The organism is Actinoplanes sp. TFC3, assembly GCF_001553785.1.
Lineage (GTDB): Bacteria > Actinomycetota > Actinomycetes > Mycobacteriales > Micromonosporaceae > Actinoplanes.
In genome coordinates this window covers 718,734-731,550 of sequence record NZ_LOJP01000002.1, presented here as the reverse complement: position 1 = coordinate 731,550, position 12,817 = coordinate 718,734, and the positions used below count along the sequence as shown (strand labels likewise).

The 12,817-nt window shown below is 71.0% G+C and carries 14 protein-coding genes; 9 read left to right on the top strand and 5 right to left on the bottom strand.

The genetic code is table 11. From position 1 onward, the window contains the following. The first annotated feature begins 21 nt into the window (after window positions 1-21). Genes TFC3_RS30505 through TFC3_RS30490 form a run of 4 tightly spaced genes read left to right on the top strand, consistent with a single transcriptional unit; the run spans window position 22 to window position 2,501 of the window. Window positions 22-339, top strand: coding sequence for a DUF2516 family protein (locus tag TFC3_RS30505; protein ID WP_067508920.1), 318 nt, complete (start codon window positions 22-24; stop codon window positions 337-339). Further along, entirely contained in the window at window positions 336-1,223 is an 888-nt protein-coding gene (locus TFC3_RS30500; RefSeq protein ID WP_067508918.1) for an alpha/beta fold hydrolase, read from the top strand. The genes TFC3_RS30505 and TFC3_RS30500 overlap by 4 nt, the downstream gene beginning before the upstream one ends. 31 nt (window positions 1,224-1,254) lie before the next feature. Next, window positions 1,255-1,695, top strand: a complete 441-nt coding sequence (locus TFC3_RS30495; RefSeq protein WP_067508916.1) for a hypothetical protein — start codon at window positions 1,255-1,257, stop codon at window positions 1,693-1,695. Between the two features lie 11 nt (window positions 1,696-1,706). Then, entirely contained in the window at window positions 1,707-2,501 is a 795-nt protein-coding gene (locus TFC3_RS30490; protein WP_067508913.1) for an EI24 domain-containing protein, read from the top strand. On the opposite strand, the gene TFC3_RS30485 is transcribed toward TFC3_RS30490, so the two are convergent. The 3 genes from TFC3_RS30485 to TFC3_RS30475 all read right to left on the bottom strand — a co-directional run bounded on the left by TFC3_RS30485 (window position 2,485) and on the right by TFC3_RS30475 (window position 5,803). Further along, the gene (locus TFC3_RS30485) at window positions 2,485-3,501 is read right to left on the bottom strand and encodes a LacI family DNA-binding transcriptional regulator (RefSeq protein ID WP_067508911.1); all 1,017 of its coding nucleotides are present in this window, start codon (window positions 3,499-3,501) and stop codon (window positions 2,485-2,487) included. The two genes, TFC3_RS30490 and TFC3_RS30485, sit on opposite strands and share 17 nt — an antisense overlap. 4 nt (window positions 3,502-3,505) lie before the next feature. Next, entirely contained in the window at window positions 3,506-4,930 is a 1,425-nt protein-coding gene (locus tag TFC3_RS30480) for a GH1 family beta-glucosidase (RefSeq protein WP_067508909.1), read from the bottom strand. Between the two features lie 114 nt (window positions 4,931-5,044). Beyond that, window positions 5,045-5,803: a maleylpyruvate isomerase family mycothiol-dependent enzyme gene (locus tag TFC3_RS30475; protein ID WP_067508907.1), complete on the bottom strand. Its 759-nt coding sequence runs from the start codon at window positions 5,801-5,803 to the stop codon at window positions 5,045-5,047. A 69-nt stretch (window positions 5,804-5,872) separates the two neighbouring features. On the opposite strand from TFC3_RS30475, the gene TFC3_RS30470 reads away from it, so the two are divergent. After that, on the top strand, window positions 5,873-6,961 hold the full coding sequence (locus TFC3_RS30470) for a UDP-N-acetylmuramate dehydrogenase (RefSeq protein WP_067509880.1): 1,089 nt from the start codon (window positions 5,873-5,875) through the stop codon (window positions 6,959-6,961). Here TFC3_RS30470 and TFC3_RS30465 read toward each other — a convergent pair. Together TFC3_RS30465 and TFC3_RS30460 are read right to left on the bottom strand one after the other, a co-directional pair. Beyond that, window positions 6,958-7,473, bottom strand: coding sequence for a CAP domain-containing protein (locus tag TFC3_RS30465; RefSeq protein ID WP_067508905.1), 516 nt, complete (start codon window positions 7,471-7,473; stop codon window positions 6,958-6,960). The genes TFC3_RS30470 and TFC3_RS30465 overlap by 4 nt on opposite strands. 120 nt (window positions 7,474-7,593) lie before the next feature. Next, entirely contained in the window at window positions 7,594-8,286 is a 693-nt protein-coding gene (locus TFC3_RS30460; RefSeq protein ID WP_067508903.1) for a sensor histidine kinase KdpD, read from the bottom strand. Window positions 8,287-8,381: 95 nt separating this feature from the next. On the opposite strand from TFC3_RS30460, the gene TFC3_RS30455 reads away from it, so the two are divergent. The 4 genes from TFC3_RS30455 (at window position 8,382) to TFC3_RS30440 (ending at window position 12,814) form a co-directional block, all read left to right on the top strand. Beyond that, window positions 8,382-9,080 (top strand): response regulator transcription factor, encoded by a 699-nt coding sequence (locus TFC3_RS30455; RefSeq protein WP_067508902.1) that lies wholly within the window; start codon window positions 8,382-8,384, stop codon window positions 9,078-9,080. An 86-nt stretch (window positions 9,081-9,166) separates the two neighbouring features. Then, on the top strand, window positions 9,167-11,503 hold the full coding sequence (locus TFC3_RS30450) for a chemotaxis protein CheW (protein WP_067508900.1): 2,337 nt from the start codon (window positions 9,167-9,169) through the stop codon (window positions 11,501-11,503). A 1-nt stretch (window position 11,504) separates the two neighbouring features. Further along, complete coding sequence (locus TFC3_RS30445; RefSeq protein WP_067508898.1) at window positions 11,505-11,942, top strand: chemotaxis protein CheW; 438 nt, start codon at window positions 11,505-11,507, stop codon at window positions 11,940-11,942. Continuing rightward, window positions 11,942-12,814, top strand: a complete 873-nt coding sequence (locus tag TFC3_RS30440; RefSeq protein ID WP_067508896.1) for a hypothetical protein — start codon at window positions 11,942-11,944, stop codon at window positions 12,812-12,814. Before TFC3_RS30445 ends, TFC3_RS30440 begins: the two co-directional genes overlap by 1 nt. Window positions 12,815-12,817: the final 3 nt, after the last annotated feature.

Genomic DNA, 12,817 nt, shown 5'->3' with positions numbered 1-12,817 from the left:
CCGCGGCATAGACTCGTTGCCATGGTCTCCAGCGCGCCGCTGTTCTTCAGAGATGTGCAGTTCTACCTCGACGTGCTCGTCCTCATCGGTTCCATCGTGGTGCAGATCGTGGCGTTCGTGCACTGCGTCACCCAGCGCGGTGATGGCTTCCAGGCGATCGGCACGCTGCCCAAGGGCGCCTGGCTCGGCATTCTGGCCGTCTGCGTGCTGCTCACCCTGCTCGGCCGGGGCGGCGGCACCGGCATCTTCAGCCTCATCGGCGTGGCCGCGGCCCTGATCTACCTGCTCGACGTCCGGCCCGGTCTGCGCGACCTCTCGGACGGCAAGGGCTTCTGGTGAGGTTCCGCCGCCCGGCGCCCCCGGACGGCGGTCCTCGCACTCCCGGGCCCGGCCCCACCGCCCCGCGGACCGGCCGGCCCACGCTCCCGGCGCCGGTGACCCACCTGCTGGAAACCGCCTCCGGCGTACGGATCGAGCAGCTCGTCTCCGGCACCGGCGACCCGGTCACCGTGTTCGCCCACGGGCTGGCCGGCGACATCTCCGGCACCCGTCCCCTCGGCAGCGCCGTCACCGGCCGCCGGGTGTTCTTCCATTTCCGCGGGCACGGCCGCTCGTCGGCGCCCCCAGGGCCGTGGAGCTTCGCTGACCTGGCCGGTGACCTGCACGCGGTGGCCGAGCACGCCGGTGCCACCCGGGCGGTCGGGGTCAGCATGGGCGCGGGTGCGCTGTGCCGGCTCATCGCCGGGGATCCCGGCCGGTTCGAGCGGATCGTGCTCTACCTTCCGGCGCCGCTGGACGGGGTGCGGCCCCGGGCGGCCGAGGAGCGTCTCACCAGGCTGCTCACCGCGATCGAGTCGGGCGAGGCTGCCGAGGTGGCCGAAGCGGTCGAGCCCGAACTCCCGCCGTCGGTCCGCGACACCCCGACCGGGTGGAGCTACCTGCGGCACCGGGTCGAGCAACTGCAGCGCGACGGGCTGGCCCCGGAACTGGAGACGTTGTGGCGCGCTCCCGCTGTTGCTGACTTGGCGGCGCTGCGGTCGTACCCGGGGAAGGCTCTTGTTCTGGGTTGCCTGGGTGATGATCTGCACCCGGCGGCCTGGGCCGAGCGGGTGGCCGGTCTGCTACCGCAGGCGCAACTGCACGTGTACGACCGGCCCGCGGTGCTGTGGACGAACCGGCGAGAGTTGCGGGACCGAATCTCCACGTTCCTGAATACGCCGTAACCTTTGGCAGGCATCGAGCGGTGTTCCTGTCGTGCGGCTCACCCCCAAATCGGTATTCCTCGGCATCGTGGCCCTCGGGCTGCCGTTCGCCGTCTCGCTCGGCTGGACCCTGGGCACCCAGGACCAGCCCGCTGCGGTCGTGACCATGGCCCCCGGAGGCGCCGACGGCATCGGCTCGGCTCCCGTTCCGGCCGCCACCTCGGCCACCGGCACCGCCCCGGTCATCTCCCGGTCCTCCACCAAGGAGGTTGCGGTGATCGAACGCGTGCCTCCCAGCCCGCGGACCCGCCGCAAACCCTCCTCGGCGGCACCCTCGACACCGCCCACGGTCTCGCCCGCGCCGAGCACCGCCGTGCCGCCGGTCGCCACGCCCACTCAGGCCGACGACACCCCCGCCGGCGCGGCCCCCAGCCCATCGGCTTCGAGCACCTCGGCGCCTACCGGCCTCGGCGGACTGGTCGGCAAGCACTAATCTGACGAGCCGTGAGCGAATCTCGGCTGGGCAGCACCACGCGTGACTTCTTCACCGGCGCCGGCCTGCTGGGCCGCGGCCTCGGGCTCGTGCTGCGTTCGCCGCGGCTGCTCGGGCTGGGACTGCTGCCCGCGCTGATCGCCGGTGCCCTCTACACCGCCGCGCTGATCACCCTGATCACCTTCATCGGCGACGTGGCCGCAGCGGTCACCTGGTTCGCCGATGACTGGTCCACGGTGTGGCGCGACCTGCTGCGGCTGATCGCCGGCGGGGCCGTGCTGGGGCTGGCCGGGCTGCTCGGGGTGCTCACCTTCACCGCTGTCACGCTGCTGATCGGTGACCCGTTCTACGAGAAGATCTCCGGGTTGGTCGAGCGACGCTACGGCGGCGTACCGGACGAGGTCGAGGTGCCGCTGTGGCAGTCGCTGCGCCGCAGCCTGACCGACTCGGTGCGGCTGATCGCGCTGTCCGTGGTGGTTGGCATCCCGCTGTTCGCGGCCGGGTTCATTCCGGTGGTGGGCCAGACCGTGGTGCCGGTGATCGGTGGCGCGGTCGGTGGCTGGCTGCTCGCGCTGGAGCTGACCGGTGTGCCGTTCGAGAAGCGCGGCAAGCGGCTCAGGGACCGCCGGGTGCACCTGCGCGAGCGCCGTCCGCTGGCGCTGGGCTACGGCGTGGCGGTGTTCGTGTGCTTCCTGATCCCGCTCGGCGCGGTGCTGCTGATGCCGGCCGCGGTGGCCGGTGCCGCGCTGCTGTCCCGCAAGGTGCTCGGGCTGCCCACCGGCGTGACGACTACGCCGTCGCTCTGACCACCAGCTCGGTCGGCAGCACGACGGAGGTCGGCACGTCGGGCTCCTCGGCCACCAGACCGAGGACCTGGCGGGCCATCGTGCGGCCCATGTCCACGATGGGCTGGCGGACCGTGCTCAGCGGGGGATCGCTGAGCCGGCTGATCTCCACGTCGTCGAAGCCGATCACGGCGACGTCGCCGGGGATGTGCCGGCCGGACTCCTTGAGCGCCTGCAACGCGCCGTGGGCCATCATGTCCGAGGCCACGAACACCGCGTCCAGCTCGGGTTGCTCGCTCAGCAACCGGCGCATCGCCTGGATGCCGGACTCCCGGGTGAAGTCGCCGACCGTGACGTGCTCGGCCAGCCCGGCCTGGCGCAGCGTGGTCCGGTAACCGGCCAGCCGGTCGATGCCGGCCACCATGTCCTGTGGCCCGGCGATGGTGGCGATCCGGCGCCGGCCCAGCGCGACCAGGTGGCGTACGGCCGCAGCCACCCCGCCGAAATGGTCGACGTCCACGTAGGGCACCGGCAGCTCGGCCGGCGTCATCGGGCGCCCGCTGCACACCACCGGGATGCCCAGCCGGGCCAGCGCCCCGGGCAGCGGATCGGCGCCGTGCATCGAGGCGAACATGACGCCGTCCACGTGCCCGGCCATCGCGTAGCGCTCGACCCGGTCGTGGCTGGCCGCCGAGCCCGCCATCATCAGCACGAGCTGCTTGTTGGCCGCCTCGAGCTCGATGCTCACCCCGCGGATCACGGCGGGGAAGAACAGGTCGTCGGAGAACACCCGGCTGGCGGTCTCCGGCAGGATCAACGCGATCGACTCGGTGCGCTGGGTGACCAGGCTGCGAGCGGCCTGGTTGGGTACGTAACCCAGTTCCTCGACCGCCCGGTGCACCGCGTCGCGGATGGTGGCGGCCACCGTCGTCGAGCCGTTGACCACGCGGGAGACGGTCGCGCGCGACACCCCGGCTCGCCGGGCCACCGCCTCAAGCGTCGGCCGCTCCCGCGTCACCATCAGCTCACCCCGCCGTTCCGGTGCCTTCGAGACCGTTGCGCGCGATGACCTCGGAATACCACTTGGCGCTGCGCTTGGGCAGGCGCTGTTGCGTGGTGTAGTCCACGTGCACCAGCCCGAACCGCATCCGGTAGCCCTCGGCCCATTCGAAGTTGTCCAGCAACGACCACGCGAAGTATCCCCGAAGGTCCACGCCGTGCGAAATGGCATCCAAGCACGCGCGCAGGTGCGAGTCGAAATAATCGACCCGCTCGAGGTCCTCGACCTCGCCGGTGCCGGCCGAGGGACCCGTCAGGTACGCGGCGCCGTTCTCGGTGATCATCATCGGCACGCCGTAGTCGTCGTGGATGCGGTTGAGCAGCCGGGTCAGCGCTCCCGGCTCGATCTGCCAGCCGATGTCGGTGACCGGGCCGACCGGCTTGCGGAACGCGATGCCCTCGCTGCCCGGGGTGTCCAGGGCGGCGGGCTGGCCGGGCTGCGCCGAGACGTACGTGGGCGTGTAGTAGTTGATGCCCAGCACGTCGATCGGGGCGTTGATGATCGCCTCGTCGCCGTCGCGGATGTGCGACAGGTCGGTGAAGCGGCCCATGATCTCGAGAACGTCCTGCGGGTACGCCCCGCGGAACAGCGGTTCCAGGAAGACCCGGTTGCCGACCCCGTCGACGATGCGGGCCGCCGCCACGTCGGCCGGGTTGCCCGGGTCGAGCGGGGCCACCGCCGTCGGGTTCAGCGTGATGCTGAGCGTCTGCGCGCCGGCCGAGCGCAGCGCCTGTGCCGCCAAGCCATGCCCGAGCAGCAGGTGGTGCACGGCTTGGAAGGCCTGGGCCGGGTCCTGGATGCCGGGGGCGTGCACGCCGTTGCCGTAGCCCAGGTAGGCCGAGCACCACGGCTCGTTGAGCGTGGTCCACGTCTTCACCCGGTCACCGAGGCGCGCGTAGACGATCTGGGCGTACTCGGCGAAGGCCTCGGCGGTCTCCCGGTTGGTCCAGCCGCCCCGGTCCTGCAGGGTCTGCGGCAGGTCCCAGTGGTACAGCGTGACGACCGGGTCGATGCCCTTGCCGATCAGCTCGTCGGTGAGCCGGTCGTAGAAGTCCAGGCCCCGGACATTGACCGGGCCGGTGCCGTCGGGCTGGATGCGCGGCCAGGCGACGGTGAACCGGTACGCCCCCAGCCCCAGCCCCGCCATCAGCGCCACGTCGTCGACGTACCGGTGGTAGTGGTCGCACGCCACGTCCCCGGTGTGCCCGGCGAACACCCGGCCCGGCGTCCGGCTGAACGTGTCCCAGATGGACGGGCCGCGACCGTCCTCGTTCGCCGCGCCCTCGATCTGGTACGACGCGGTGGCCGCCCCCCAGACGAAGCCCGGGGGGAACTGGAGCCCCGATGCTTGTGGCTCGTCGCTGCTCTCCACCTCGACGGTTGCCGTCATGCGTCACCGCTCCCTGCGTGTTGGCCGCCGCGACCGGGGTCCGGGGCCGCTCAACTTAACCGGTCAAGCATACGGCTATCCGGGTACGGTCCGAAGGCTCCAAGAGGGGCCGGGCTAGCCGGTCTGCAGGGCGGTGACCAGGCGGGGATCGCCCACGATGGGTAGTTTGTCCACTTCGGTGCGGCGCATCAGAGCGAGCAGCAGCTCGCTGGCCGTGCCGCTGACCTCAGCGCGCGGGTGGTGGTCGTCGGTGTCGAGGATCGTGCCGGTGTCCAGCAGCGCGATGCCCGCACCGCGCGAACGCACGAACCACTCGTAGCTCGCATCGGTGGCGATCAGGTGCACCACGCCGTGCAGATCGGTCGGGCCCTTGCGGCGCCCGGCCGGCAGCCAGGTGTCGAGCACCTCGTTGACCCCGTCGGCGGCCAGCTTGGTCTCGATCGGGGTGGCCCGCCCGGCGGCCGACTCGGCGTCCCAGCGGTGCACCGAGACCTCGTGGGCGATCCGGCGGTGCCAGAACCCGGCTTTCTTCGGCTGGGGTGCCCAGTTCCAGGCCGGGTGCTCGGCGTCCAGGGCGTCAAGGGTCTCGATCGCGCCGGTCAGCTCGCGGCGCAGGGCGTCCCTGGCCTCGTCCCAGGCCAGCACCGGGTCGTCGCCGCGGGGCTCCGGGCGCGTGGTGACCCCGCGGGGCACCGTCTCGCGGATCCAGCGCAGCAACCCGATCAGATGTGCGGTGAGGTCGCCGGTCGTCCAATCCGGACAGCCGGGAACCACGACCTCGGGGCCGGTTTCGGCGACGGCGTCCTGCAGCGCCGGTCCGTCGGCGCGCAGCGCCGCCAGCCAGAAGTCCTTCGTCGCGTTGAGCCTGTTCATTCAGCATCTCCCGCTTGAGGAGGACCACCTGTGCATCACCGTTCGACCGCTCGGCCTAGGGTGAACGTCGTGCCTGACGTTAGTGCTGATCCCGCTGCCACCGCATCCGGAGCGCATGCCAGTTCGCTGGCGGCGTACACGACGCTACGCCTCGGCGGCCCGGCCGGCACGGTGACGGTGGCCACCGAAACGGACGAAGCCCTCGAAACCGTGCGCGCTGCGGGCCGCCGGAAGGAACCGGTCCTGGTGCTGGCGGGCGGCAGCAATGTGGTGATCGGCGACGAGGGCTTCCCCGGCGTGGTGCTGCTGCTGCGCACCCGCGGGATCCAGTTCGTCGACCGCGACGGGCGGGGTGCGCTGGTGCGGGTCGCGGCCGGCGAGCCCTGGGACGGTTTCGTCGCCGCCACGCTGGCCGAGGGCCTTGCCGGGCTCGAGGCGCTCTCCGGCATCCCGGGGTCGGTCGGCGCGACGCCGATCCAGAACGTGGGGGCCTACGGCCAGGAGGTCGCACAGCTCATCGAGGCGGTGCACGTCTACGACCGCGAGACCGATCAGGTCCACCGGATGTCGCTGCCGGAGTGCCGTTTCGCGTACCGGTCGAGCATCTTCAAGAACAACGACCGGTGGCTGGTCCTGGAGGTTGACTTCCGGCTGGACACCTCGCCGACCTCCGCGCCCATCCGGTACGCCGAACTGGCGCGTCAACTCGGCGTGGAGATCGGCGAACGGGTTGCCGCCGAGCGCGTCCGGGAAACGGTGCTCAAGCTGCGCGCGAGCAAGGGCATGGTGCTCGACCCGGAAGACCCCGACACCCGCTCGGTCGGCTCGTTCTTCACCAACCCGGTGCTGTCCGCGCAGCAGTGGGCGAGCGTGCAGGACCGGCTTGCCGACGCCGGCGAACCGCCAAGCTGGCCCGCGCCCAACGGCACCGTCAAGGTCCCCGCCGCCTGGCTGATCGAGAAGGCCGGCTTCGGCAAGGGCTACGCGGGCCGCGACGGGGTGGCCATCTCCTCGAAACACACGCTGGCGCTCACCCACCGCGGTGGCGGCTCGACGACCGCGCTGCTCGACCTGGCCCGCGAGATCCGCGACGGCGTGAAAGACCGGTTCGGCGTGGCGCTGCACCCCGAACCGGTTCTGATCAACTGTGCTCTTTAGCGGTAACCGAAAACCTGCGCCCAGTAGTAGGTGCCGTTCACCGCGCGCTGCACCCCGGCCCCGAACGACCGGACGTCGCAGTTGAGGATGTTGGCCCGGTGCCCCGGACTGGCCATCCACGCGTCCATCACCCCGGCCGCCCCCGAGTAGCCCCACCCGACGTTCTCGGCCGCCACGTAGTCGTAGCCGATGGCCTCGGCCCGCGACTCGAAGGTCGAACCGCGCCAGCCGATGTGCCCGAAGTCGCCGGTCGCCGCCATGTAGTGGGCCTGCCGGACGGAGGCGATGGTCAGCTCCTCGTCCACCGCGAGTTCACCACAGCCGTTCGCCACCCGCTGCTCGTTGGTCAGCGCGACCACCTCGGCCATCAGCACCTGCTCGGTGGTCGGCTGAGCAGCCGCCGCAGCGCCGGCCGGGCCTCCGGGTGCCGCCTGCGCGGGTACCGCGGTCACCGCTAGCAGGGCGGCCGGCGCGGCCGCGGCGAGGGCGATACGTCGTACGAAGTCGAACACGGTTCTTGCCTCCCGGTCCACGGCCGGGCTCCGATGTGGCCCGGCAGGGATATCGGACCCGGTGACTGAGCCGTCCGTCCCTTCTTTGGCCGTTTCCGCCGGTGCTGTCCGGGACTCGTGTCACGCTGTGGGGATTGCTGCGGGCAGGCGGATCTGCGCCCCGGCCCCGGTCTGCGGGTCGTAGGTGAGCTCCACCGACCCGCCGTGGCGGCCCGCGATGGCCTCGGCCAGCAGCATCCACACGGCGGTGCTGCGGCGCCGGTGCGGCGGCTCGGGAGCAGCCAGCATGCCCGCCATCAGGCTCTCCTCGGTGAACCTCTCGGCCCGGCGCGCGGTGACCGTGACATGCCAGCCACCGGCCTCGGGCACCGCGCTGACCGTGGCGCAGCGGTCGGCCGCATCGCTGGCGACCGTGCCGATCACGGCGTAGAACAGGTCTCGCAGCAGCCCGGCATCCGCCGAGATCGCCGGGCCGTCCACCGCCTCCACCGTGGCCTCGGTGTACGGCTCCCCGCTGGCCAGCAGCTCGGCCGTCTCGCGGATCAGCGCGGCCAGGTCGATCGTCGACGCCCGCAGCTCCAGGTCGTTTGTCTGCAACCGGCTCACCAGGGCCAGATCGGCGACCAGGGCCAGCATCCGATCGGTGTTGCGGCGCACCGCGGCCAGCGCGATCGAGCGCTCGGCGGGGGCGAGGTCGTCGGTGTCCAGGCTCTCGGTGAACGAGGCGATGGTGGTCAGCGGGGTGCGCAGCTCATGGGAGATAACGGCCAGAAAGCGAGCCTGGAGCGCGACGGTGTTCGAGGAGGTTCGCACGCTGAACTATAACTTTCCGTATATGAACCGACACGTCACGCTATCGTGAGCTTTGGCCGCGTCTGGGGCGACGCGCGGGGGAGAAGGGCACGGTGATGAGCAGACTGCTGGTGGTCGAGGACGACCCGGACATCGCGTTGGCTCTGCGGTTGCTCTTCAGCCGAGCCGGCTACGAGGTGGCCCATGCGGGCGACGGGCGGACCGGGCTCAAGGAGGCGTACGCGGAGCATCCTGATCTTGTGGTGCTGGATGTCGGTCTGCCGGAGATGGACGGCTGGCAGGTGCTCGAACGCCTGCGCGATGTCTCCGACGTGCCGGTGCTGGTGCTCACGGCGCACGGCCAGGAGGCGGAAAAGGTACGCGGCCTGCGCGGCGGTGCCGATGACTACCTGACCAAGCCGTTCGCCAACAACGAGCTGCTCGCCCGGGTGGAAGCCCTGCTGCGGCGCTCGTCGAGCGGGCAGAACAGCTGGGCCAGCCAGATCTACGACGACGGGCTGGTGCACCTCGATCCCACCAAGCGCCGCGTCTACGTCAAGGGCGACGAGAAGCGGCTCACCCCGACGGAGTTCCGGCTGCTCAACGCGCTGGTCCGGCACGCCGGGGCGGTGCTGAGCCCGAACCAGCTACTGACCCAGGCGTGGGATGACCCCACCGGCATCGGCCAGGAGCGCGTCAAGTTCGCGGTGCTGCGGCTGCGGCGCAAGCTCGGCTGGTCGGATCCCGATGAATCCCCGATCGAATCCGTCCGCGGTTTCGGTTACCGGTACCGCCGTCCCGGCGGCGATACCTGAGTCGCAACCGGTAGCGGTCCGGGTGTCCTCAGATGCGGCCCGGCGAGGTCGATGAGGGCTTAGAGAAACGAGCGGGAGGTAGGGCGTTGGAAGACCTTGGCGAGATCGTCGGCGAATTCCTCATGGAGAGCCACGAGAACCTGGACCAGATCGACCGGGACCTGGTGGCGCTGGAGCAGGAGCCGGGATCGCGAGACCTGATCTCCCGCATTTTCCGGGCCATTCACACGATCAAGGGTACGAGCGGCTTCCTGGCCTTCAGCCGGCTGGAGACGCTCGCCCACGCCGGTGAGTCGCTGCTCTCCCGGCTGCGTGACGGCGTTCAACCGGTCACGCCGACCACGATCACCACGCTGCTGGCAACCATCGACGGCGTGCGTAACCTGCTGGAAGCCATCGAGCAGAACAACTCCGAAGAGGGCGTCGACGTCGACGCGATCATCGCCGCGGTGCACGCGCAGATGAACGCCCCGGCCGACGCCGCCCCCGCCGCCCCGGCCGCACCCGCTGCCGAGACGCCCGAGCCGATCGCCGAGGTGCCCGCCCGTGAGGCGCCCGATCCGGTCGAGGGTCAGCGCCGCCCGCTCGGCGAGATGCTCGTCGAGTCCGGCGCGGCCGAGCCCTCCGACGTCGGGTCCGCGCTGCAGGCGCAGCTTGAGGGCGACGAGCGCAAGCTCGGCACGATTCTGCTGGAGGAGGGCAAGGCCCAGCCCGCCGCGGTCAGCGAGGCGCTGCAGGCCCAGACCCCCAAGCGCAGCGTGGCCGACAGCGCCATCCGCGTCGACGTCGACCTGCTCGACACGCTGATGAACATGGTTGGTGAGCTCGTGCTCGCCCGCAACCAGCTCGTGCGCGGCGTGATGGAGACCGGCGACTCCGGTCTGGTCCGCAGCGCCCAGCGGCTCGGCATGATCACCTCGGAACTGCAAGAGGGCATCATGAAGACCCGCATGCAGCCCATCGAGCACATCTGGTCCAAGCTGCCCCGGGTCATCCGGGACCTGAGCCAGTCGCTGGGCAAGAAGGTCGAGCTGGTCATGGAGGGCAAGGAGACCGAGCTCGACCGCTCGCTGCTCGAGGCGGTCAAGGACCCGCTGACCCACCTGGTCCGCAACGCCGTCGACCACGGCATCGAGGACGTCGAGCGGCGGGTCGCGGCGGGCAAGTCCCCGGAGGGCACGCTGACGCTGCGGGCGTACCACGAGGGTGGGCACGTCGCGGTCGAGGTGGCCGACGACGGCGCCGGCATGGACGTGGACCGGATCGCCGCCAAGGCCGTGGAGAAGGGGCTGCTGCGCGCCGAGCAGATCCCCGGCATGGACAAGCGCGAGATCATGGCGATGGTCTTCCAGCCGGGCTTCTCCACTGCTGCCAAGGTGACCAACGTGTCCGGCCGCGGCGTCGGCATGGACGTGGTCAAGACCAACATCGAGCGGATCGGTGGCGCGGTCAGCGTCGACTCGACGCTGGGTGAGGGCACGGTCTGGCGGCTCAATATCCCGTTGACCCTGGCGATCGTGCAGGCCCTGACCGTCGACTGCGGGGACCAGCGGTACGTCATCCCGCAGGTCGCCGTGCTGGAGCTTGTTTATATCGACGGTACGTCCACAAAGATCGAATACGCCTCGGGCGCCCCGGTCTACCGGTTGCGGGGCAAGCTGCTCCCGCTGGTGCGCCTGGACCGCGCCCTCGGCTTCGAGGTCGGCGGTGACCAGGGTGTCTACATCATGGTGCTGCAGGCCGACGGCCGGCGCTTCGGCCTGGTCGTGGACCGGGTGCTCAACACCGAGGAAGTCGTCGTCAAGGCGCTCAACAGCCGCCTCAAGGACATCGGCCTCTACTCCGGGGCCACCATCCTGGGCGACGGTAAAGTCGGCCTGATCCTCGACGTGTCCTCGCTGGCCCGCCGCTCGCACCTGGCCGCCGACGCCGACCGGGAGAACACCATCGGCATGTCCCGGGCCACCGGCGGCGGAGGCACTGGCGAACGCCTGCTCATCACCGCGGTCGGCGAGCGCCGGGTGGCGATCCCGCTCGACACGGTCACCCGGCTCGAGGAGTTCCCGCGCAACCGCATCGAGCAGGCCGGCTCGCGCGAAGTGGTGCAGTACCGCGGGCAGATCCTGCCGCTTATGCGCCTGTCGCACGTGCTCGGCGCGTACAGCGAGGCTGAGGAGGGCGACACCGTGTCGGTGGTCGTCTACAGCGAGGGAGGACGCAGCGTGGCGCTGGTGGTGGACCGGATCGTCGACATCGCGGAGAACTCGACCACGGCCCGTCGCGACGTCGAGGAGGACGGCCTGGTCGGCACCGCGGTCATCCAGCAACGGGTGACCGAGCTGCTGGACGTGCGCCGCGCGATCCTCGCCGCCGACCCGAACTTCTACCGCGAGATGTCCGACGAGATGCTGGTGGAGGCCTGAGATGGCAAGCCGTCAGTTCGCCACCTTCGAGGTGGCCGACCAGCTCTTCGGCGTCGAGGTGGACACGGTGCAGGAGGTGCTCTCGTACAACGAGTACACCCCGGTGCCGCTCGCGCCGCCCGCGGTGGGTGGGCTGTTCAACCTCCGCGGTCAGGTGATCGCGGCAGTGGACCTGCGGGTGCAGCTGGGCCTGGCCCGTCAGGCCCTGCAGGGCCCGGTGATGAACGTGATCCTGCGCGGCGACGGCGAGCCGGTAAGCCTGCTCGTCGACCGCATCGGCGAGGTCGTGGATCTCGACGACGACGCGTTCGAGCCGCCGCCGGACACCCTCAGCGGACCGACCCGTGAGCTGGTGGTGGGTACGTTCAAGCTGGACGGTCGGCTGATGCTCGCCCTGGACGCGAACCAGGCGGTCGACACGTATCGAGCCACCACCTGATGTACAGCCTGGTCAGCGCCCCCGTTCTCGGCTTCGACCTGACCCGCCTCAAGGGCGGGTCGGCCACGGCCGAAGTGCTGCTGCGCGCGTTGCGTCTCAGCGCCGGGGACCTGCCGATCCTCGCCGAGCGGCTGCCCGACGAGGGCGTACGCGGCCCGCTGTGGGTCGAGGTGGAGAGCGCGGCGCGCAAGCTGCCGTCGCTCAAGGGCATGAAGGCGGACGATCCGGCCAGCTCGCTGGCGCTTGTCGAACGGGCGCCGATCGGCTCGGTGGACGCGCTGCTGACTTGCCTGCGTTACGACGTGATGGCGTGGACCTGGGAGGGCAAGGGCCGCGACGCCAAGCAGAGCGAGGCGGCCGCCGCGGCGACCGCGCTGCTGTGCGACGCCGCGGTCGCCAGCTACCTGCGTGAGGTGCTGGACGACTCGACCCGGCGGATGCTCGGCGCGGGCTGGGTGTCCGCGCTGCGCAAGCTGCCCGCCGGCAAGCCGATCGATCTGGGCCCGCACCACTACACGGTCTCGGCCCTGCTCGACCGGTTGCGCTCGATCACGCCCAAGGACCTGGCCCGGCTCACCCAGTCGGCCGAGGACGCGCGGCGTACCGCCGGGGGCTGGTCGCCGGCCGTGCATTCGGCGTCCTGGGCGGCGTACCTGTCCGACCGGGTACGCACTGCCGCGGCCGCGCAGATGCTGCTCGTCCAGGCCATGGACACCGCCGCCATTCCGCTCGCCGAGCGGGCCGGTGGCGTCTGGAACATGCTCAGCGGCGCGGTCCAGGCGCTGGTCGTGCGCGACCTGCTCGACACGGCCACCGCTCACCGGCTGCTGGCCCCGGTGATCGCGGCCCTCGGCCCTGCGTGGCTCGGATGAAGG